Origin of the sequence: Bartonella sp. AA168HLJHH, assembly GCF_042197365.1 — a bacterium.
In the GTDB taxonomy this organism is placed as follows: Bacteria; Pseudomonadota; Alphaproteobacteria; order Rhizobiales; family Rhizobiaceae; genus Bartonella.
The window spans coordinates 19,630-42,422 of the sequence record NZ_JBHIRS010000006.1 but is presented as its reverse complement, the minus strand read 5'-3'; the positions used below and the strand labels follow the sequence as shown (position 1 = coordinate 42,422).

At 35.4% G+C, this 22,793-nt stretch carries 14 protein-coding genes and 1 tRNA gene; 8 read left to right on the top strand and 7 right to left on the bottom strand.

Annotated elements, in window-relative coordinates:
• Positions 1-1,043: 1,043 nt before the first annotated feature.
• A tRNA-Ile gene (locus ACFINM_RS05190) sits at positions 1,044-1,120 on the bottom strand.
• Positions 1,121-1,290: 170 nt separating this feature from the next.
• Here ACFINM_RS05190 and ACFINM_RS05185 point away from each other — a divergent pair.
• Positions 1,291-2,034 carry an SIMPL domain-containing protein gene (locus tag ACFINM_RS05185; RefSeq protein ID WP_375621378.1) on the top strand — a complete coding sequence of 248 codons (744 nt, stop codon included), beginning with the start codon at positions 1,291-1,293 and terminating at the stop codon, positions 2,032-2,034.
• A 29-nt stretch (positions 2,035-2,063) separates the two neighbouring features.
• On the opposite strand, the gene ACFINM_RS05180 is transcribed toward ACFINM_RS05185, so the two are convergent.
• The 3 genes from ACFINM_RS05180 to dnaG all read right to left on the bottom strand — a co-directional run bounded on the left by ACFINM_RS05180 (position 2,064) and on the right by dnaG (position 7,480).
• The gene (locus ACFINM_RS05180; RefSeq protein ID WP_375621379.1) at positions 2,064-2,525 is read right to left on the bottom strand and encodes a YcgN family cysteine cluster protein; all 462 of its coding nucleotides are present in this window, start codon (positions 2,523-2,525) and stop codon (positions 2,064-2,066) included.
• A 611-nt stretch (positions 2,526-3,136) separates the two neighbouring features.
• The gene (rpoD, locus tag ACFINM_RS05175; protein ID WP_375611971.1) at positions 3,137-5,152 is read right to left on the bottom strand and encodes an RNA polymerase sigma factor RpoD; all 2,016 of its coding nucleotides are present in this window, start codon (positions 5,150-5,152) and stop codon (positions 3,137-3,139) included.
• 390 nt (positions 5,153-5,542) lie between these two features.
• A complete protein-coding gene (dnaG, locus tag ACFINM_RS05170; RefSeq protein ID WP_375640833.1) occupies positions 5,543-7,480 on the bottom strand; it encodes a DNA primase in 1,938 nt (645 codons plus the stop codon).
• 134 nt (positions 7,481-7,614) lie between these two features.
• On the opposite strand from dnaG, the gene ACFINM_RS05165 reads away from it, so the two are divergent.
• The 4 genes from ACFINM_RS05165 (at position 7,615) to ubiC (ending at position 13,366) form a co-directional block, all read left to right on the top strand.
• A complete protein-coding gene (locus ACFINM_RS05165) occupies positions 7,615-8,832 on the top strand; it encodes a mechanosensitive ion channel family protein (protein WP_375621381.1) in 1,218 nt (405 codons plus the stop codon).
• A gap of 69 nt (positions 8,833-8,901) precedes the next feature.
• Positions 8,902-10,593 carry a Na/Pi cotransporter family protein gene (locus ACFINM_RS05160; protein WP_375621382.1) on the top strand — a complete coding sequence of 564 codons (1,692 nt, stop codon included), beginning with the start codon at positions 8,902-8,904 and terminating at the stop codon, positions 10,591-10,593.
• 857 nt (positions 10,594-11,450) lie between these two features.
• On the top strand, positions 11,451-11,702 hold the full coding sequence (locus ACFINM_RS05155; protein WP_375611967.1) for a GlsB/YeaQ/YmgE family stress response membrane protein: 252 nt from the start codon (positions 11,451-11,453) through the stop codon (positions 11,700-11,702).
• Positions 11,703-12,859: 1,157 nt separating this feature from the next.
• A complete protein-coding gene (gene ubiC, locus ACFINM_RS05150; RefSeq protein ID WP_375640832.1) occupies positions 12,860-13,366 on the top strand; it encodes a chorismate lyase in 507 nt (168 codons plus the stop codon).
• 678 nt (positions 13,367-14,044) lie between these two features.
• Here ubiC and ACFINM_RS05145 read toward each other — a convergent pair.
• Entirely contained in the window at positions 14,045-14,542 is a 498-nt protein-coding gene (locus tag ACFINM_RS05145) for a GatB/YqeY domain-containing protein (protein ID WP_375640831.1), read from the bottom strand.
• Positions 14,543-14,755: 213 nt separating this feature from the next.
• Between ACFINM_RS05145 and carA the strand changes: the two genes are divergently transcribed.
• Positions 14,756-15,952, top strand: coding sequence for a glutamine-hydrolyzing carbamoyl-phosphate synthase small subunit (gene carA, locus ACFINM_RS05140; RefSeq protein ID WP_375640830.1), 1,197 nt, complete (start codon positions 14,756-14,758; stop codon positions 15,950-15,952).
• An 869-nt stretch (positions 15,953-16,821) separates the two neighbouring features.
• On the opposite strand, the gene ACFINM_RS05135 is transcribed toward carA, so the two are convergent.
• The gene (locus ACFINM_RS05135; RefSeq protein WP_375629975.1) at positions 16,822-18,042 is read right to left on the bottom strand and encodes an MFS transporter; all 1,221 of its coding nucleotides are present in this window, start codon (positions 18,040-18,042) and stop codon (positions 16,822-16,824) included.
• A 527-nt stretch (positions 18,043-18,569) separates the two neighbouring features.
• Between ACFINM_RS05135 and ACFINM_RS05130 the strand changes: the two genes are divergently transcribed.
• Positions 18,570-19,409: a DUF1460 domain-containing protein gene (locus ACFINM_RS05130; RefSeq protein WP_375611962.1), complete on the top strand. Its 840-nt coding sequence runs from the start codon at positions 18,570-18,572 to the stop codon at positions 19,407-19,409.
• A 711-nt stretch (positions 19,410-20,120) separates the two neighbouring features.
• On the opposite strand, the gene ACFINM_RS05125 is transcribed toward ACFINM_RS05130, so the two are convergent.
• The gene (locus ACFINM_RS05125; RefSeq protein WP_375621387.1) at positions 20,121-21,029 is read right to left on the bottom strand and encodes a cation diffusion facilitator family transporter; all 909 of its coding nucleotides are present in this window, start codon (positions 21,027-21,029) and stop codon (positions 20,121-20,123) included.
• 766 nt (positions 21,030-21,795) lie between these two features.
• Between ACFINM_RS05125 and ACFINM_RS05120 the strand changes: the two genes are divergently transcribed.
• Positions 21,796-22,605: a TrmH family RNA methyltransferase gene (locus ACFINM_RS05120; protein WP_375611960.1), complete on the top strand. Its 810-nt coding sequence runs from the start codon at positions 21,796-21,798 to the stop codon at positions 22,603-22,605.
• Positions 22,606-22,793 lie beyond the last annotated feature (188 nt).

Genomic DNA, 22,793 nt, shown 5'->3' with positions numbered 1-22,793 from the left:
TTGAAGAAGAAGTATACTTTTCCAAAAAAACACCCTCCCTGCCAATAATTTTTCATAAGAGAAAAAACTCATAATAAAGATAAAACTCTCTATACGATCAATACGAGAAAAATGTTAGCAATACAAAAAAGTGCTAGGGTTACCGCAATATTGCCAATTCCTTATCAGAGTAAAATCAAAAAAGACATCTGCTCTTCAATAATAATTCGGATCACATGAAAACTCTATAATTTAAACATTAAGCAAAAAATACACAAAAACAGAAAATGGCATTTTAACAAATTTTCCAATATCATAGAAAACATTTCTTACAGAATAATAAAATGCTTATTACAATAGAATCTGGATGATGCAAAGCGATAGAAACAATCACTCAATTGACTTTTCAAAGAACAATTAATAAAATTCTTTTCAGAAAACACGCCACCGTCACTATGAACAATATTTCTCAAAATATTAAATAGAATTCCTTTCTTGAGAAAAAGAAAATATCAACAAATGTTATCATCGTTGCCCCCATGATACATATGAATGCCCATAGATCACATTCTCTTATACACTAACCTTTCATCACAATGATGCTATTCGAACGTCTAAAAGACATTAACATCACTTAGAAAAAAGCAAATTTACACTAAATGTTTTTTGAGCCATTTGTTCTGAAAAGGTACAATCTTTAAAATTGGTTTTATTGAGGTCTGTTTATTTGCAGAACAAGTATAAATAAACTTATCCAATGAAGCTTTTAGCCTTCTATTTTATGAAGAACACCATATAGAAAAAGTACAAAACAGTATATGAATTAAGAAAGTAAATAGCGACCCATATCAGTTAATCCAAATGCTAAAAGGTTGCAAATGAGAGAACTTCTTTGATGAGACTAAGAAAACATACCATCATATTAAAGCGACTGAGAGACAAAACTGCAACAAACAACGACCAAAAGCTTCTAAAACAAACAGGAAAATAAATAAAAAACGAAAAAGGTAGAATCTCAAAACTTTTATATAAGCGATCCATTTTTCTATTGTACATTTCCCTATTGGTGGGCCCGGAGGGACTCGAACCCCCAACCAAGCGGTTATGAGCCGCTGGCTCTAACCAATTGAGCTACAGGCCCTAAATAGGTTGTTTCTCTCTAAACTAAAATGCCCTATGATACAAGAGCTGACAAAGATTATAACCCATCTTTTTCTCTTTTCTATTGGTTTTTTTTTCAGTGCTCTAATTTCTTTACAAAAACTCTTAAAAATGAGAGAATAATTAACTGACAAATATAAAGGTATAGATATGATAGAAAAGAAAATTCAACCACTGAAGAGTTCTCGGGTTAAAACAGTTATATTAGCATTTACACTCTTAGCCACATCGTTGACTGTACGTGCTTATGCTGAAGAAAATAAAATGAAAAATGCAACGATTACAGTGACAGCAATCGGAGAAAGTCAAGCAACACCGGATATGGCCATTATTAATCTAGCCGTTGTTACCTATGACAAAACTGCCCAAAAGGCATTAGCTTCCAATAATCAATCCATCAATGATATTATAAACGCTTTTAAAAACAATGGCATCCAAGCAAATGATTTGCAAACATCAGGCTTATCCATTTATCAGTCGACCTCTGATAAACACCACGAAAAAAAGAATAATGAAAAACTCTATCATGTTTCAAATTCTTTAACCGTGCGCATTCGTGATCTTACCAATGCTGGTAAAATCTTTGATCAAGCGATGACACTAGGTGTTAATTCAGTTAACGGCATTACTTTTACCAACGCAGATACAAAGCCATTTTATCAAGCAGCACGTAAAAAAGCCATTACTGAAGCCATTGAAAAAGCGCAAACGATAGCGCAAGCAGCCGATTTAAAATTAGGAAAAATTATTGAAATCAATGAAAAGGATGATTACTATCACCCAACACCACGTCTCATGAGTAGAGCAGCAGATGTAAGCTACGCAAATACAAATTTTGCAGGTGGTGAATTAAATTATAACGTGAGCGTCACTGTAGTCTTTGCGATCGATTAAGTCACAAACAAGTTGTATAAAAAATCATATTACTGGCCTTCACGTAGAAGACCAGTAATGTGATAAAGATAATCTTCCTCAGATAATAATTCGTCTTCGTAAATCTCTATTTGTCCGCGTGCAGAAATATGCGCTGTATGTACCGTCTGACAATCCCCTGATACCAATGGATGCCACCAATGAAGATCTTTTCCCTCATAAATTAATCTATAAGCACAACTTTCTGGGAGCCAACGCACTGTTTTAACTGTCGTAATATCTAGCGATATACAATCTGGTACAATTGATTTACGATGAGCATAATCTCGACACCTGCAGGTTTCCCCATCTAAAAGACGACAAGCAATACTGGTTGCATAAAGGTCACCCGTATCATCGTCCTCAACTTTATGGAGACAACAACAGCCACAGCCATCACAAAGGCTCTCCCACTCAGAAATGGAAATCTCTTCTAATTTTTTTACTTTCCAAAAGGGAAGTTCTCCACTCATAAACTCAGACACACCTTTTTTAATTAAGACGATCTATAAAAAATGAAACGTTTAATTTCTATAATTTTATCTATTTCTGTCTCTTAAAAAGATTCAACTTAATGTATACTTTAAACCATGTTCTTAAAAGCTATCTGAATAAAAAGAGAATATTCAAAAATAGCGCATATAAATGAACATAACCTATTGAAACATCTCTTTGTAAACTTAACGAAGAATAAAATGCGTCACCTAAAATGATAGAAAAATTCCGCAAAGAATATACATTTTTCATCAAAAAGTCCGTATGTTGCAATATAAGTTTATTCCTAATAGATCTCATTTCTTAAAAACGAGCCGCGCTATACGCAAGGTAATGTTTTTATCGTTCATTTCTTGAAAGCCCCCCTACTCTCTACTCCATAACCACCCTTTGCCCTATATCTATTCTTTTGAGACAGAGAAGTATAAAGCCCCAAAACTAAGAAAAACATTAAACATCGAAAACTTTCTAGATTGTTCAAATTCTTCCTATGTTTTTCTCAAGAAAGCATCCAAGTACAACATGAAGCACCTCCCCCCTTCATTAGGAAGAAAGAGGGAGTTATTAAAATGCACACGAATTCTTTTATTTAAGAATCGAGAAAACTGCGCAATTTTCGTGAACGGCTAGGATGTTTTAATTTACGAAGTGCCTTTGCTTCAATTTGACGAATACGCTCTCTTGTAACTGAGAACTGCTGTCCCACTTCTTCCAATGTGTGATCGGTATTCATCCCTATTCCAAAACGCATCCGCAAAACACGTTCTTCTCGTGGTGTTAATGAAGCAAGAACGCGTGTTGTCGTATCTCGCAGATTAGCTTGGATAGCTGCATCAATTGGTAATAACGCATTCCTATCCTCAATAAAATCACCCAAATGGGAATCATCTTCATCACCAACAGGCGTTTCGAGAGAAATAGGTTCTTTTGCAATTTTAAGAACTTTTCGTACTTTTTCTAACGGCATAGAAAGCTTGCTAGATAATTCTTCTGGTGTTGGTTCTCGTCCAATTTCATGGAGAATCTGACGCGAGGTACGAACGATTTTATTAATTGTTTCAATCATATGAACAGGAATACGAATTGTACGTGCCTGATCAGCAATTGAACGTGTAATAGCTTGACGAATCCACCATGTTGCATAAGTTGAAAATTTGTAGCCGCGCCGATATTCAAACTTATCCACAGCCTTCATCAAACCGATATTACCCTCTTGAATAAGATCAAGAAACTGCAAACCACGATTAGTGTATTTTTTTGCAATTGAAATGACAAGACGCAAATTAGATTCTACCATCTCTTTTTTTGCAATTGTTGATTCGCGTTCACCTTTCTGCACCTGCATAACAATCCGACGAAATTCACCAATCGAAATAGCCGTTTCTTGCGCAAGATTTTGTATCTCACTTCGCAGTTTTTGGATTTCTTTTGCTTCACGCACCGAAAACTCTTTCCAACCAGGTGTAGGCAAAGCAGCAATATAATTCATCCAATCTGCGTCCAATTCACGCCCTTGGTATTCTTTTAAAAAATCCTCATGGCCAATACCATAGCTATTGGCAATCCGTTTCAGCTTACCTTCATTATGAATCAATCTCTTATTAATGTCATAAAGCTGTTCAACCAAAGCTTCGATACGATTTTGGTTTAAAGAAAGAGATTTTACTGCTTGAATCAACTCACCCTTTAATTGAATATATTTCTTCTTCTGAGAAGATGTAAGGGCCCCCTCTTTACGCTCTGCCAAACTGCTTTCAACATGCTGATCTTGTAATTTTCGTAATTTTACATAGGTTTGAGCAATAAAATCCAATGTTTCCATAACTTGAGGACAAAGTTCATTTTCCATTGCAGCAAGCGATAAGTTAACATCGTCCTCGTCCTCTTCATCATCGTCTTCAATGTTTCTCTCTCCTGCGCTCTCCCCCATATTACGTATACCAGAAGACATTTTTTCTTCTACGGTCTTATCAACTTCACTTCGCTCAATAACAGGAGCCTGCTTTGCTTCTGGACCAGCATAAGTCGTTTCAAGATCAATAATTTCACGAAGAAGAATACGCTGCTCTTTTAACTCGTCACGCCAGATAATAAGAGCCTGAAAAGTCAAAGGACTCTCACAAAGTCCTGCAATCATTGTCTCACGCCCTGCTTCAATACGCTTAGCAATGGCAATTTCGCCTTCCCGCGAAAGAAGCTCAACAGCTCCCATCTCACGCAAATACATACGCACCGGATCATCCGTACGATCTGTTACTTCGCGTTTATTCGTTGTCGTTGCAATTGCGTGGCTAGAGGCTTCTACTAAATCACCCCCCTCTACCGTAACTTCTTCTTCATAATTTTCAGACTCGACTTCATCCTCATCATCCACAACATTAACCCCCATCTCAGAGAACATCGCCAAGATATCTTCAATTTGTTCGGATGTAACCTCGTCAGAAGGAAGAACAGCATTGAGTTCATCCATTGTTACGTAACCATTTTTTTTGGCAAGTTTAATCATTTTCTTGATGGCATCATCAGAAAAATCAAGAAGAGGACTATCCAAACTCGCTTGGTTTGTTACTTCTGCATTATCTTTCTGTTTAACCTTTGTTGCCATACCATAACTCCACTCGATCACTTCACAGTTTCCATGTAACCATAGTTTCCATGTGACCAGTTTTTTTGTTCTCACTAAAATCTACCAATAGTTACTCATATATACTTCCTGTTAAGAGATTACCATTGGAAAGAATACATTTTGTATACGCCCTGACATCCAGACAAACTTGACATCCAGACAAAAACGCGGGAAAACTCCAGAAGTTTCCCCGACACCTCTCAGCCCTTCTGAGATAATCTCTGCACCCTATCGTAAGAACCAATTTCCCGCTTTTCCTAAAATTTACCCGCTTTTCCTAAAATTTAATTGTCATCTTTATAAAAATGTCACTCCACATAAACTTCCTCATCTAAAATTTAAGTGACTGATTCGCATTAAAAAAGCGAATCATTTTATCGTATCTTGTGTATTCCCGTCTATTTTTTCATCCAACCAACTTCCAAATCCTTCAATTAACGCTTCTGTTGCCTGCATCTGCTCCAGCTCATTTTTTACCTCACGAAGCAGATCAAAAACCTCACTCTTAGGATTTTCTACAAGTTGCTCTTCAATATCCTGTAACCTCTTATGTAGGTGGTGTTCTTGAAGATGCAAGTAGACAGCTTGTTTTAATATAGCACGCGCATCTTCTATAGGGGCTCCACCAAGAATAATACGCATACCAATATTTTGCACAAGATGTTTCATACGCTCTAACAGAGCCTTTTGCCCTCTTTTTTCTAAGAACGCAACCATCGTCTCTTTATCATGAAGCTGTTGGTCCCCAAGAATTTCCAACATAGCTTGATGAAAAATTATCAATTGAGTATTTTTTAATTCTAACTCAGAAAGAATTTCAAAATTTTCATACCACAACTCAGGATTGTAAGCTAAAGTGAGTAAAATCACTGCTTCACGCAAAGGGATAGATTGCGAAGAATTTCGTACTATTTCAGAATTTGCTAACAGAGAAAAGGTTTGATCTTTAAAGGTCCTATTTGGTGAAGATTGACCATATCGCCCTTCCCCCTTTTGTTTTGAAAAAGAGGGACGAAAAAAATCAAAAAGGCGTTTTTTTACATCTTGCAAATAATAACGACGGACATCTTCATCCTTAATCGTAAAAATTTGTTGTTTTAGTTGTTTTTCTAGCGCTGCTCGTGCCTCTGGAATTTCAAAATGCTTTCCATAGGTAGCACGCCACCATAAAAGCTCACTCAAAGGAATAGCTTTTTGCAAAAAAGAAGAAAAAAGCTGAGCTCCACCAGCACAAACAATTTCATCAGGATCTTTCCCTTGTGGCAACAAAACAAAGCGTACACAAACCCCAGCCTTTAAAAGAGGCAACACACGATCAGCAACACGAAAAGCAGCTTTTAAACCAGCATCATCACCATCAAAACACAAAATAGGTTCCTTCCCCATCTGCCATAAAAGCTCAATTTGCGCTTCCGTTAATGCTGTCCCTAAGGGTGCTACAACTCCTTCAAAACCAGCTTTAGTCAATGCAATGACATCCATATACCCCTCAACAACAAGGAGTGAATGAATTTTTTCATCGCCAACAAAGCGACTATTTTTGCGAGCTGCTGCCGCGTTATAAAGTATATTTCCTTTATGAAACAGCACTGTTTCAGGGCTATTGAGATATTTTGCTCGTGTCTCTTTCTCTAATGCACGCCCTCCGAAAGCCACCACACGTCCACGCAAATCTTCGATAGGAAACATAATGCGATTTCTAAATCGGTCATAAGAATCCGCGCTCTCCTCATGCACTGAGAGAAGCCCACATTCTTCCATTTGCTTTATTGAAATGCCCCGTGTACCTAAAGCTTCTTTCAAAGCCGTACGCCTTACCGGTGCAAAACCAATGCGGAAACGCTCTACAAGCTCTGGTGTAACACCACGTGCATCCAGATAACGACGTGCTTGTATACCTCCTTTATCGCGTAAATTATATTGAAAAAAATCTGTGGCAATTTTCATCACATCATAAAGGTCAGCTTTTTCCAGTTGACGTTTATGACTTTGTGAATCCAAAATAGGGAGTTTCATTCCCGCAAAATCAGCCAAACGCTCTACACTTTCTGAAAAGTGCAATCCATCAAGCTCACACAAAAAGGTAAAAATATCTCCACTTACACCACAACCAAAACAATAATAGCGCCCTTTATGATCATCACAATGAAAACTTGGCGTTTTTTCACCATGAAATGGACAACAACACCAAAAGTCTCCCCGTGAAGGCTTACTTTTTCGAGGATCAAAATCCACCCGTTGACCAATCACTGTTGAAATTGGGAGTCTCGTACGCAGTTCATTAAGGAAATCGGGCGGAAAACGCATTATCTCTCACAGAGTTTGAAAATTCTTTTTTGCATATTTAACGACTTTAGAGCATAATTCCAATACTTCCTCTTAAGCAGTTGTAAAATTTTAAACCCTCAACTGCATATATTTTTAGAAATGGAGAATAAAAAGTGATCGAATTTATTGCTCAATATCCTTGGTTAGAGGCTATTTCTTGGCTTGTTATTCTTACTATAGCTGCCCTTTTAGTGAACTTTCTAGGACGAAAATTACTTATTCACGGAGCAAAAAAACTCTCTTCTTTTCTCCCCCAAAATACAACGATCGATATTAATAATGCTATTCAATACATAGCGGATATCATTTCAGCTTTTATTCTTTCAATTGGTGTTAATTTTATCTCAACATTGCCCGATGCATTTAGCACTGTCATCAGTAATGTTGCCAACGCCTTCATTATCTTCTTTGTCGTCCTGACAATTTCTTCCTGTCTCAATGTCATTAACATCCTTTACGAACAACGACCAACAGCACGACTAAAACCAATAAAAGGTTATATTCAAATTGCTAAAATTGCACTTTTTGCTGTTGCAACAATTTTAATGGTCGCTACATTGATTGACCGCTCCCCTCTTATTCTCTTCTCTGGTCTTGGTGCAATGGCCGCGGTTCTCATGTTAATTTTTCAAGATACGCTTCTCTCTCTCGTTGCCGGTATTCAAATTTCATCTACTGATATGGTTCGCGTTGGTGATTGGATTGAAATCCCCAATCTCGGTGCCGATGGTGATGTTATTGAAATTGCCTTGCATACTGTTAAAGTTCAAAATTTCGACAACACCATCACCTCAGTTCCTATCCGTAAACTTGTGACCGACCCTTTTAAAAATTGGCGTGGAATGCAAGAATCGGGTGGAAGACGCATCAAACGCTCCCTTTTTATTGATCAATCAAGTATCCATTTTCTCACAAAAGAAGAACAAAAATATCTTTCCCGATTTAATTTATTAGAAAATTATTTCACGCAAAAAGTAGCAGAAATCGAACAATGGAACGCTCAATTAGATAAAAATCATGATGTCTTAGCCAATACGCGCCGTTTAACCAACATTGGAACTTTTCGTGCTTATGTTTTTGCTTATCTACAACAGCATCTAAACATCAACCCTAATATGACCTATATGGCACGACAATTACCTCCTACAGAAAATGGTTTACCCTTAGAAATCTATTGCTTTACGAACACCACCGTTTGGATCGACTATGAACAAATTCAAGGCGATATCTTTGATCACCTTTATTCCATTCTACCCTGTTTCGGTCTAAAGGTTTTTCAAAATCCAAGCGGTTATGATTTTAATCAAGTATTAAAAGCAAAAGTGAAATAAAAACAATAAACTTCAATTTATTAATTTGAGGCAACCACATTCACAACAACAAAGAAAGAATAAAGTATCATGAATGGTTCATTGGTACTCCTTCATCTTGCCGGCGCTATTTCTTTACTTCTCTGGGCCACACGCATGGTGCGCACAGGAGTTGAACGCGCCTATGGTGACAGACTTAAATATAAAATGTGCCACGTCGTTTCAAAACCATTGTTTGCCGTAAGTTTTGGGCTTTTTACAGCAATGATTTTACAAAGCTCTACAGCAATAACACTCCTCGTTGGCTCTTTCGTTGAATCTGGTTTTGTCTCTGGAGTAGCAGGACTTATGGCTGTACGTGGAGGAGAATTAGGATCAGCAATCGTTGTAAAAATTCTCACCTATGACCTCACTCTTGTTGTACCCTTGTGTCTTTTAATTGGCACTTGTATCTTCATGACAACAGAAAAACGTGAATGGCGTCAAATAGGACGTATTGTCATCGGTATTGGTCTTTTGATTTTATCTTTAGAGATGATAAGTACCGCGACAGAACCTTTACGTGAAAGCGAAATTTTACCTAGCATCATTCGTTATCTTTCAACCGATCCTATTTCCACTTTTTTGTTGGCTGCTGGCTTAACCTACCTCTTACATTCATCCATTGCAGGAATCATTTTGCTAGTCAATTTTGCCAACTACGATCTTATCCATACGCAACTCTGTGTTGTCATGGTTCTTGGTGTCAACTTTGGCTCTTCTCTTATAGCACCACTTTTAACGCGCAACGCCTCTCCTAATACCCGCCTCGTTCCCTTAGGAAATTTACTCATGCGTGGGGCAGGGTCAATCCTTATACTTATCTTATTTCTCTCCTTTCACCCTCCCATCACATGGCTTGGCAATAACGCCCCTACTCAAGTGATCAACGCCCATATCATTTTTAATGTTTTCATTCTCCTTGCTGGAATACCTCTTTCAAAATGGGTTTTAAAATTAACCACTCAGATCGTGAATATAAGTGCAAAAAAAATGCAAGCCGACAAAACACTCAATTTATCCGATCAAACAGCTCTTGATGACAGTGTTCTTGATCGCCCAACTCTCGCCCTCTCGAATGTCATGCGTGAAGTCATTCATATTTGTGATCTTGTAGACATCATGCTAGAAAAAATTATGGGACTTTATGAAAAGCCTGATCCCAATATTATTCGTGAACTCAACCAACTCAACACCATATTGGACAAAAAACATATCGCCATCAAACTTTATCTTGCCCGATTAGCGGGACAAAAATTATCTGACGAAGAAGCTCTTCAAACGCAAGAACTTCTAGGCGCCTGTATAAAATTAGACCAAGCAGGGGATATCATTATTCATAATATGTTGATGCTGGTTAAAAAGAAACAACAAAAAGGTTTACAGTTCAGCAGCGAGGGCTGGAATGACCTCCTTCGTTTCCACGCCATTGTACTAGCCAACGCGCATATAGCATTTAACGTTCTCGTCTCACGTGATACACACACTGCACACCTATTGGTACAAAAAAAAGATCAGCTACGAAACTTAGAAAAAGAGATGAGTTTAAAACATTTTAAACGTCTGCGTGAAGGGGATCTCAAAAATGTAGAATCATCCAGTCTTCATCTCGACACTGTGCGCGACCTTAAACAAATCAACTCTCTTTTGACCTCAATGATCTACCCCATTTTAGAAGAACAGGGACTTCTTCAAAGTTCTCGTCTACGCAACCCTGCTGAAGAACAAGCAGAAAAAACTTAAACTTTTCAAATAACTTGAATAAAACACACATCACATCGATTATTCAATTTTGAATATGGTCAAGATATTGATCTAATCAATAATATCTTATTATTCGACAATTTAAATGAGCTTTCTTCATCGTAAGTTTCTTTCATTTAAAATCTATTCATGATGATTTGCTCAAAGTCATTTGCTTGCACATTACAAACAAAGCAGCATGTAGAATAGAACTCTTGAAGAAAGATGTAAAAATGCCTAACCATCTCAAAGCCAAGACTGTTAAACACATAAAGAGTAGGTCAAGAGTATGATAGTTCCAACCTAAACCCGCCTTGTAAAAAGGGAACCGCTTCACAGTAGCAGCGAAACAGAAATACTCTATAAGAAATACAAAACCCCACAAAAATGCAACATTTATATCAAGATTGGTAGAGGTTCAACCTATACAGCCATGCTATAACGTATCAACGAAACAGTTTTCATTTCAAACATCATTGATATCAATTGGCAAGCTCCAAACTTTTAAATATCCATTTTACTTATTGCTTTAATCACAATTGTTTTTTTAATTTAAGAGAGAGATTTAAAAAGCTTATAAATACACTTTATGAGTTCTTAGAACATTTCTACTAATATTTTCTTCTTTTATTCATATTTATCAAATAATTAATTTATTTATAAATTAAAATATGTTGTATATTTATACTTATTAAGTATTATTATGATATAAATGTGAATATTATTTTTATATAAAGGAAAGTAATAAGTAAAATATCTAAAAGAAATATCCTTTCCACTGGTTAAAAAAGGAATAAACCTTGATTTTTACAAAGTTTACTCTAGTTACAATTTAAATTCAGGCAAAGGAGGGTATCATGGAAAATGCAAACATCGGTTGGATTGCTGCTATTATTATCGGCGGGATTGCAGGTTGGGCAGCACAGTATATTATGAAAAGCCAAACAGGAATATTGTTAAATATTATCTTAGGGATTATTGGCGCTGCACTAGCAAGCTTTCTTTTTAGTCTTTTAGGTGTAAGTTTTGCTGGTTGGCTTGGCTATCTTATTTCAGGTTTTATAGGAGCCTGTATTCTTATATGGATAGGACAAAAAATTCGATCATAGAGTATTTATTTTTTACACCTTTTGGGATTCAATACAAAACTAGGAAACAACGAGCAGAGTTTAAAATATTCCCCTGTAACTTGTTGTTACCAATTTTGATATGATGGTGAGATGCTTAAGCTGTGATTTTAGGCATACACCATCACCGTATTATAAAACCAAATGCAGTAAAGAACTTTATAACGCACCATTTCATACCTATATAAACTTACGCATATCAGAGGAGAGATATGTTGCGTTATTTTAACAAAATACGAACTGATTTTTGTACCACGTGCGCAAATCCAGCATATCTCACTGTAATAACAATTCATAAGGTTACAAAAATCACTAACGATGATTAAAGATTTTACCGTATAATGCTTAACACCTATACACTCTATCAACAATACCCTTTTTACCGAAAAACTCGAAGCGCTTTTTTACATTCTTAAGAAATAAAGAGAGACGGCAAGAATAAAATGATAAATATTTTTTTCTAATCTATGAAAGAAAATAGTATCTAAAATAAATATAAAAATTAAATTATAATGTGTTTTTTTAAATTTATTTTTAATAATAAAATATATAAGTAAAAATTAATAATATTAATGCAAATTTATTATAAAATTAATACAAATTATGTGATGTAATATTTCAAAATTTTAATAATATAATATATTTTAGAGTTTGCAAAAATATATGCATTAATATAAACTTCTTTATTATAAAGAATACGATCTCCTTTACATCTCAATTCAAAAGATTTGAATATCTCTTCACTTTCTAAAGTATAAAATAAAGTTTTGTTCCTCTTAAAATTTCCTCTTTATATCATCTTGCATAGATGAATTTTTAGCTCTTCTTTATATGCGTTACAAACGAATTTTAAAGCACGAAACATTTTTCCCATTGCTCTCATGCGATAAAGAAATTTCCGTAATGCATTGTGAAAGCGCTTTGAACAAAACATAATACTTTATTTTGCTTTTTTAAATGAAAAAATCCTATAATATATACTTCCTGCATATCTTCTTTTAAAGACCTTTGCTTTCGATTTTCCCTTTGATATCTTCCTGTTAAAATCTTGCTGCTTTTATACTCCTTGTATTACAATAGAGCTATCTATTTAACCCAACATAACATATGGAATAAGACTTTAGCTGTGGAGTAAAGCGATGTCTGATCTTGAAGATTCCATCTTACCGCCTCTAACGTGGTTCTCTGATCAAAATCCTCCAATACCAGAAAACGTTCGCGATTGGCTCATGGAATCGGGCTCGATGACGCTTCGATTAAAGAAATATTGTACCTGCCTCCAAGTTCAACCACAACGCGAATGTTTTATTACGCAAGATAAATTAACAGAAGAAGCAGAGCATCTCCCCGAAAATGCGCGTTATTGGCTACGCGAAATCATATTAATGGGAGATAATAAACCTTGGCTCCTTGGACGCACTGTAATTCCACAAGAAACCCTCCTACACAATCAAGCCTTGATGCATTTGGGAACTGTACCTCTAGGACATTATTTATTTAACAATGACAAATTAACCCGCGATTACATTCATATTGGTCAACAAGGTGCGCTATGGGCACGCCGTTCCCGTTTGCGGTTAACGGGTAAGCCATTGTTGCTAACTGAACTATTTTTAACAGATTCACCACTGTATCCCCACAAATAGAGGTTACTCATTTTATTCTGCATAACTTATAGATTTCATATAGCTTATAAGGGATTTAATCAGAGAAAAGAATTTCAAAATTATCTCAAGAACACATTAAAAACAAAGATTTCTTTTCAAAATATCCTTTTATTTCATCAACTCAGCTTAAAAAATCTCTTCCCTAGAAAAAACGTTCTAAAATTCTGATTTTCTTATCATTAAAACCAGCACTTGAATTAAAAAGATACACACCATATTGATAAAACCATCTATATTTAAATTTCTTGCTGAATAATCACTACTCTAAAATACGGTAACTCTTTATCAAACAAATGCTTTGAAACAGCAAAAAAGACAATAATACACTCCCCAAAATTGGAAATCTGTATCAATTAGCTTAATCATTCTGTTTTAAAATTTTTAACAGTGCTGACAATAGATCTTTTTAAAAAAGTAAAAACTCTATAATCTTTTTGTTTTTTAATGGTCTAACAGCTTTGAAGAACAGAAAAATATAATACATAAAAGATATTTCATTGCTCTATGAGAGCCCAAAAAGTTTAGTTGATATCAAAAAGTTATTTTTTTGATAATAGTATGTAAGTACAAGATAAATGACATTTATCAACATCCTACTGATTTACAAAGGCGACGCACAATAAAAAACATTTTCCAATCCCCTTGAATTAACAAGATCTATTGCAATTTCTTACGAAGACTATTGCACACTTTAGAAAAATTCATTTGCCCCGCATACCGTTCCTTAAGCCATGCCATCACCTTACCGATATCGCGTAATTTTTCTGCCTTTGTTTGTGCCAAAGCTTCACAAAGAACCTGTTCTACTTCCATCTCCTTAAGTTGATAGGGAAGAAATTCACGAATAACTTCTATTTCTGCTTGTCCTCTCTCTGCCAATTCCAAGCAACCAGACTCTTTATAGGCTCGCATCAATTCTTCACGCTGTTTAAGCATTTTAGTGAAAACAGACTGTATCTGCTGATCATCCACTTCTAGCTTCCCTTCATCATAATAAAGAATATCACGATCCCTAACTGCAGCATTCATTAAACGAAGTGTAGCAAGACGCGCACTATCTTGCGCTTTCAAAGCAGCCCTAAGAGCCCCATCAATCTGGTTACGCAACATAAATTTATCCAATTTTTGTTCAAGAAGAAGATGCCTTTTAACCAATCTTTATCCATCTTGCAATGGAGAATAAAAAATAATTAAGGACTCGATCTTCGAAAAGCTAAAACAAGACTTTACCTCTTCATGGAATGTACTTATACTGCCTACTTCAAGCGAAACGTTACCAGAATAATATACACAGCATCTGCTAAAGGTATGATTTTTGTGTAAAGTTGATCATTATACCTTTCAGAGAATAAATTGTGGATACATACTATGATACAAGCGACTTCACCCAGCCACCCTTGGAGTATCAAAAAACCGACAGCCCTCTTAGTCTTAGCAGATGGAACCGTTATTGAAGGCAAAGGAGCAGGTGCTACAGGTATAGCTGAAGCTGAAGTGTGTTTTAACACCGCCATCACAGGCTATGAAGAAATCCTCACAGACCCGTCATACACACAACAAATCGTTAATTTTACTTTTCCTCATATAGGAAATGTAGGGGCAAATAGCGAAGATATTGAAGATCTCTCTCCTCTCAATTGTCATGGTGCTGTTGGCGCTATTTTCAAAGCAGACATTACACATCCCTCAAATTATCGATCCAATGAAAATCTTCATCAATGGCTTAAAACGCGTAAAATTATTGCACTTTGTGGTATTGATACACGTGCACTCACAATTCTTATTCGTGAAAAAGGTGCACAAAATGCTGTCATTGCACATGATGCTAATGGAAATTTTGATATTCCTTCTTTAAAGAAACGTGCGCAAAAATGGCAAGGTCTTGTCAATCTTGACCTTACGAAAGATGTGACATCTCAATCATCAATGCAATGGGATGAAAAACCATGGAGTTGGAATAAAGGATACGGTACAAACAATGTGCACAATCTTCATATCATTGCAATTGACTACGGTATTAAACGTAATATTCTTCGCCTTATGGCAACACAAAAAGCCCGCATTACTGTTGTGCCTGCCCACACAACTGCAAAAGAAATTCTGGCAATGAACCCTGATGGCGTTTTTCTTTCTAATGGACCAGGAGACCCCGCAGCTACGGCTCAATATGCCATTCCAACAATCAAAACATTAATTGATTATAATTTACCAATTTTTGGAATATGTCTTGGTCATCAACTTCTCGCTCTTACGGTTGGTGCAAAGACCGTGAAAATGCACCAAGGACATCATGGTGCCAACCACCCAGTTAAAGACCTTAACACTGGAAAAGTTGAGATTGTATCGATGAATCACGGTTTTGCCGTAGATTCTTCCTCTTTACCACAACATGTTCAAGAAACACATATTTCTCTCTTTGATGGCTCAAACTGTGGTATTCGAATCATTGGAAAACCTGTTTTTTCTGTTCAATATCACCCTGAAGCTTCTCCGGGACCACAAGATAGCCACTACCTCTTTCAGCATTTTAGTGATCTCATTATGAATTATAAAAAAATATCTTAAAATAAAAAGCCTCACCTTTTAGCTTCTCTCCTTTAAATTATATCATCTTCCTACGCACAATTATATTATTTTTATACCTACAACTTATTGAATAAATATTCTTATTGATCATTCTGAAACTAAAAAGAGCGCTCTGAATAGCTTAAATTTTTCTCATTCCTCTCCTCTTAAGGTCGTATCCATCAAAATCATTGGCTTCTCCCCCCAAGCAAGATAAGTGGGTCGATAAAAACCATTTTTAAAAAGAGTAAAGTGCCTAATATTCAAATAAGCATTTGATTCACAATATAATTTTAAGCATTCTATTGTGCATGAGAAACATAATCCCTCCTAAAGAATAAAAAAATTAAAGTGTAAGACAGTGCAACAAATCTCTACTTTTTAAAAGATATTGCCGTAGATGGTTTTGAAAACTGTAAAGTCGAATAAAAAAGTAATCGCAAAACAGAAAACATCTTTTCAATTTTACAACTTTATATTCTTCCAAAATGAGGTTTTCTTTCGATTCCAGAAATGATGCCAACAAATATAAGCAATATTTTACTTCCAATTTGCCATATAAAATTTGGAATTGTTCATACAATACTGATACATCTAACTCAGATACGTTTTAATCTTTTTTTTCAATATGCTGCTACATTAGCACTGGATATTAATTTGCAAGCAATAGAAAAAATACGGTCTCCCCTATACAAACAATATCACAAAATAAAAAAATTATTTTCACTAAATGAGAAGGATATATCGATATTCTATACAACACTTTGTGAAACAAATATCACAAAAAACTTTCTGCCTATAAAATGATACATTTTGTTTATCTTGTGCATTCTCTAGCAAAATAGTACGTACCAGCCCCTCTCAACAAATTAACGTACCCGCAAGACAAAAATAACTGTCGCAACAACAAGAAGAAAAAAGCCTCCAACAAAAGGAGCACCAGAAAAATAAAACAGTGCATTTTTATCTGTAAAACATTCAAAAAGAAACACATAAAAAACAGAACCAAATGTTAAACTCAACGAAATAACAGATGTCATCGCTCCTTGCAGTTCTCCTTGTACATTTGTCGGTACCTGCGCTGAAGCAATAGCACGTATAGGTGCATGAACAAGATACTCAAGCATAGTACACACACAAACCATATAAACCATCCACCCCTGCGTCGCAAATGTATAACCCAGCATAGCAACAGAGGCAAACAAAAGCCCTACTATAACAATATGCCAATCACTCCATCGTTTAGAAAAATAAGGCAAAATGAGAGCGACTACAATAAATTGGCCTATCCCAAAAACACTATAGGAGAGTCCAATAGAAAAAGAACTCCAATCATAGCGTTCTTTTGCAATGAAAGCCCAAATGCTTAACCATACAGATTCCGCAAACCAATAAAGAAAAAAGACCAATAACACCCAAAGAACCATCGGGTATTGTTTCAGATGCCAAAAAGCACCTAAGGGATTTGCCCGCTTAATATCAAAAAAGCGCCTATTCCATAAAGAAAGGGTTTCTGGAAGCATAACCCAAGAAAAAATAAAATTAATGAGTGAAACACCAACAGCAAAATAAAACGGAATACGCGGACCAAACTGACCTAAAAAACCACCAATAAACGATCCTAAAATAACCCCCAATGCGGATGCAATGCCTAACAGACCAAAATTGCGTGTACGGGTTTTATCATCAGATATATCCGCAAGATAAGCTGTACAAGTTGCAAAACTAGCGCCACTTATCCCTGACAAAAGACGCCCGATAAATAACATAGAATAGCTCCATGCTATAGCACATATGAGATTATCAAGAGCAAAGCAAATAATAGAGAGAAGCAAAATAGGACGACGACCATAACGATCAGAGAGATTGCCAATAACAGGAGCAAACAAAAACTGCATCACTGAATAAGCTGCAAGTAATTTTCCTCTTTCTACAAAAGATGTACTGACCTCTTTTCCAGTTAATTGAGAAAAATATTCAGGCAAAACAGGACAAATGATCGCAATACAAAGAATATCTAACAATAAAGTGATGAACACTAAAATGAGCCCACGCTGAACAAATTTCGGATTGAGCATTTGGTCTTGCATAACATACACACTATTTTACGCATACAATGACTCCCCCGCTCTCTTTTAACTCCCTTTTCCTTTTAAAAGTATTCTATGCTGTATAATTTTCATATATGAAATAATAACAAATTAAAAATTACAAAAAGAGTCAAGATAAAAATATAAAATTATTTTTTACTTGATATATCATTATCAAAATATAAAAAATATATTTTATATTAATTTAAAAAAATACTTATGAGAATAAATCATTAAACAATTCCTCGTAAAACATAGAATATCAAAATAATTTTATAATACATTATTACAACTTATCATACTGCTAATTTTTAAAACATCAACTCTATTAGATAAATCAATGCCATATAATAATTTAAATATTTAATAATCATCGTAAAATATATTAATACTGTAAAAACTGATTATATTTATTGAATCAATCAATATTATATGTTATTACTACATTAAAATCTAATAAGCATGAGAAAACAGTTCTTTTAGTACGTGTTGTCCGTGAATTGTTAAATTTAAAAATGGTGTGTAAAATGCAAAAAATATCCCTATTAATTCTCACTTTAATGCTAGTGATAGGACGTGATGTCCAAAATTCTTATTCACAAGAGGGGGGGATAGAAAATAAAATAGAAACACAACAAACAACCAGCGTAGAGCTAGATCCCTATACTTTAAATAAATTAAATGCTCTTCTCAAAAAGCGTTCAGAAATAAATGATCACGAAAAAGGAGCCGTGATTGACTTTCTTTCTGAAGCTTTTTTAGGAACACCTTACAAAGCTAATATGTTACATGGCTCAGAAAATACACCAGAAAAACTGATTATTGATTTTAGAAGCTTAGATAACTTCACTTGTATGGATTATGTTGAAGCATTGCGCAAATCAACATCCCAAACAGAATTCATAAATAACGTCATAAAAACGCGTTATATTAACGGTAATGTTGATTTTTTAAATCGGAAACATTTTTTTACGGATTGGGCTTATAGAGAATATAAACTCGCCACTGATATTACCGCTGAAATAAGTCCCCATGCGGTAAAAATAGAAAAATATCTCAACAAAAAAGCTGATGGTGAAAGCTATCTTCCTGGACTTCCAGTTGTGAAACGCACAATAACGTATATTCCAAGTAACTTTATTAATGAAGAGGTTATAAGCCGTTTAAAATCAGGGGATTTCATTGGTATTTATGCAAAACTTGCTGGATTGGATGTAACACATGTGAGTTTCTTTATCATGACAGATAAAGGGCCGATGTTACGACATGCTCCTTCACACAAAGAAAATGAAAAAGTCGTCGATACCCCTTTTATGGATTATGTTGCAAAAACACCAGGAATCGTCGTTTTAAGAGCCCTTGAATAACATCATAGCGATATGAAATAGCTTTTCTATTCTTAATAGATATACTGAAGCTATTCAGATAAACGTCTAACTTTGTATAATCTACACGGATAAAATCATATTTGAAGAATGGCGGTTATAATTACCTTTACTGACTGAAGGCTGAAGGCAAGCAAAACTCTGTTATTTCTTGTATCATACTTTCTTTTCATATGCTCGAGCTAAGAATTATCTATAGACCACCGCCATTCTAATCTTTATGAATATAAAAAATATTTTTTTGCAAGCATAAGTAAAATAAGGTATGTTATGATTATTGTCTCACAAAGTATTTTATATAAAATTTATAATTAAGCTCTATTTCCTCTCGCCCTCAAAACCAAGAGATCTATTCTTGACAGCCCCGTAAACAATACATCTTCTTAAGCCAATTTCAGCGGATAACCATTTCATGTAATTCAATTAAACGCCACCAGCAAGCCTTACTGCTCGGCATTGACCGCGCACTCAAAAAATGCTTAAGAGATCAAATTTTATAGGTCTTATCTCACCACACCTTAAATGACAGTGTACGAAATAAATCTTGCCTTAAGAGACTCTGTTTAATCTTCCCCTTTATTGATGCAAAAATACAATCAACAAAAGAGCATCATCGTATTTTCAAGAGATATGAGTTGCCACACCGTAAAAAATTAATGTTCGTAACATGACAACCCATTTGAAAAAATCTTTTTATATAAAAGGGATCACCGTTGTACCAGGAGGCAATTTTGCCTCATCTTCAGGCTCGACATGAATAGAAATACGCACATTATCAAATTCTTTTTGAAGAACAGCTTCGATTTTATCACAAATTTTATGTGCTTCTCCTACCTGCATTATAGCAGGCACAACCAAATGAAACTCTATAAAAGTAACCCTCCCAGCAACACGCGTCCGCAAATCATGGACCTCAAGCGCACCCGATGCATTTGCAGAAATCAGCTCACGAATCCGCATGCTTTCATTCAATTCAACGCCAACATCCATTAATCCCTGAACAGCATTTCTAATCACCTTCCAGCCCTGTAAGAGAATATTAACGGCAACGATTATCGCTAAAATTGGATCTAAAGCTCCCCATCCTCCGACAAAACCGGCAATCAAACCAATTAAAATTGCAAGCGACGTAAAAACATCAGTTATAAAATGTACTCCATCAGCTTTAAGAGCCGGTGAGCGATGGAGTTTTCCCTGCCCAATAAGAACCATTCCCCACATACAGTTTATGACAGTTGCAATAAGATGAATAACAAGCCATATTCCAGGTTTCTGCAACAATTTAACGGTAGAAAGAGCTATCCATGCTTCTCTTAAAATAACAATTGCCGCAATAATAATGAGTACCCCTTCAAGAATTGCGGAAAAATATTCCGCTTTATGATGCCCAAAGGGATGATCATGATCTGCTGGCTTCATACTCACTTTAACAGCCCACCATGCTGCCAATGACGCAAGAATATTAACGATTGATTCCAATGCATCAGAATAAAGTGCAACCGAATCTGTGATGTGATATGCCCAATATTTCAAAGCAAAAACAATACACGCAATAAAAATAGAGTATAAAGTTAAGCTTTGTATATTGATTTTTACATCCATGAACCTCATCCTTTTCTTCACGAAATAGGGAATTAATATTTTCAACCATATCATTATACTTTTGGCATAACGACGATCTTTCCTCAATATTACAGAAGCTTCATCATACAATAAACGCCTCAGCTCACCATTATTATCGTAAAAACTGCTCAGTTACACGAACAGCACCAATAAATAAAGAAGAGAGAAAATAATAGAAAAAAGAGCTTTCCCAAGAGCAATCAAACACATAACCTTCATTATTAATCGTTTTCTGAATAACTTAAAGCCATCTCACTTCTCATAAACGAAAAACTTGTTTTTGCTCAAATCTATCATGATCATGCATTATTTTTCAGTCTTATGATGTGCATTATAACCCATCTATAAGCCATCTTTGCACCTTAGAAAAAATATCTTAGCACTCTACGGTAACTTTACAGGTCAACAGGATTTTAAAATATGATTTACTGAAAAATTTAGATATAAAAAGAAGAACAATGATTACCCTCAAAAAAAAGAATCTGGGCATTGGGGACCCAGATTCTTTTCCCTTAAAAACTAAGGGCATACAGAACTTGGGAAATAGCGGGGACCCAAGACACTGCACCCGATACGAGAAAAAATATATGATTCCGTATCAGTATTTTTACATTATACCTATGGTTGCATATTGTCAATACAAATTCTACCATAAGTTTTAAAAAATATTTTTTTATCTCTTCTTTTTAAATAAAACAAATTCTAACATCTGGAAATCATAAGAAAAAAGCACTAAAAATCTCGCATGCATTTGAATATCATAACAATCAATGAAACAGATGATCCACGCCTAAAAGCCTATCATAATATCCGTGAAAAAGATCTTGTTGGACGGCAACATCAATTTATTGCTGAAGGCAAAGTAACATTGTCCGCATTACTACATTCGAAAGAGTTTTCTGCCATCTCACTGCTCATCGTAGCAAACCGTCTCTCTGGACTTCTACCGCTTTTAGAAAAAACACAGCCCCTATGTCCCATTTATTGCGTTCCACAAAAAGTTATGGATAATATCACCGGCTTCCATGTTCATCGTGGTGTTCTGGGTATTGGTAAACGCAAAATACTGCCATCCTTACAAAGTTTTTTACAATATCTTCCAGAAAAAGCTTTGATTCTTGTTTTATGTGGTATCTCGAATCACGATAATATGGGATCAATTTTTCGTAATGCAGCAGCCTTTGCCAGTAATGGCATTATTGTCGACAAAACCTCATGCGATCCACTTTATCGCAAATCAATAAGAGTTTCTGCCGGCGCTGCTTTAAAAGTACCCTATACGCAAAACGCTGATATAGATGACATTATAGCTGCTCTAAACGATGAAAACTTTCATCTTTATGCACTCTCCCCTTCTGCCTCACACACTCTCAAACAAGCCAACAAAAGCAAAAGAATAGCACTTATTTTTGGAACAGAAGGCGATGGCTTACCACTCCACATACTAAAACAATCAAACACCTTACGTATTCCCATGACTGACGGTTTTGACAGCCTTAATGTTGCCACAGCCTCAGGTATTGCACTTGCTCATTTTACCAACTTTGACCACTAAAGATGATAACACTTCAAGTTATAGAACATACCTAATGTTGTATGTTATCTACCAGTCTCCAATAATATTGCCGTTCCCTAGCCTTTGAAAGCATTGATAAAAAACATTTTTACATTTTTTTCATCACTTTCCACCCCCTAACCCCGCTTATGACGTGCAGAAGATATAATTTTGATGGATTCAATCAT

Bases quoted from the DNA above. Each gene is read 5' to 3' on its own strand.
- ACFINM_RS05185 (WP_375621378.1), top strand. From the start codon at position 1,291: ATGATAGAAAAGAAAATTCAACCACTGAAGAGTTCTCGGGTTAAAACA.
- ACFINM_RS05180 (WP_375621379.1), bottom strand. From the start codon at position 2,525: ATGAGTGGAGAACTTCCCTTTTGGAAAGTAAAAAAATTAGAAGAGATT.
- rpoD (WP_375611971.1), bottom strand. From the start codon at position 5,152: ATGGCAACAAAGGTTAAACAGAAAGATAATGCAGAAGTAACAAACCAA.
- dnaG (WP_375640833.1), bottom strand. From the start codon at position 7,480: ATGCGTTTTCCGCCCGATTTCCTTAATGAACTGCGTACGAGACTCCCA.
- ACFINM_RS05160 (WP_375621382.1), top strand. From the start codon at position 8,902: ATGAATGGTTCATTGGTACTCCTTCATCTTGCCGGCGCTATTTCTTTA.
- ACFINM_RS05155 (WP_375611967.1), top strand. From the start codon at position 11,451: ATGGAAAATGCAAACATCGGTTGGATTGCTGCTATTATTATCGGCGGG.
- ubiC (WP_375640832.1), top strand. From the start codon at position 12,860: ATGTCTGATCTTGAAGATTCCATCTTACCGCCTCTAACGTGGTTCTCT.
- carA (WP_375640830.1), top strand. From the start codon at position 14,756: ATGATACAAGCGACTTCACCCAGCCACCCTTGGAGTATCAAAAAACCG.
- ACFINM_RS05135 (WP_375629975.1), bottom strand. From the start codon at position 18,042: ATGCAAGACCAAATGCTCAATCCGAAATTTGTTCAGCGTGGGCTCATT.
- ACFINM_RS05130 (WP_375611962.1), top strand. From the start codon at position 18,570: ATGCAAAAAATATCCCTATTAATTCTCACTTTAATGCTAGTGATAGGA.
- ACFINM_RS05125 (WP_375621387.1), bottom strand. From the start codon at position 21,029: ATGGATGTAAAAATCAATATACAAAGCTTAACTTTATACTCTATTTTT.
- ACFINM_RS05120 (WP_375611960.1), top strand. From the start codon at position 21,796: ATGCATTTGAATATCATAACAATCAATGAAACAGATGATCCACGCCTA.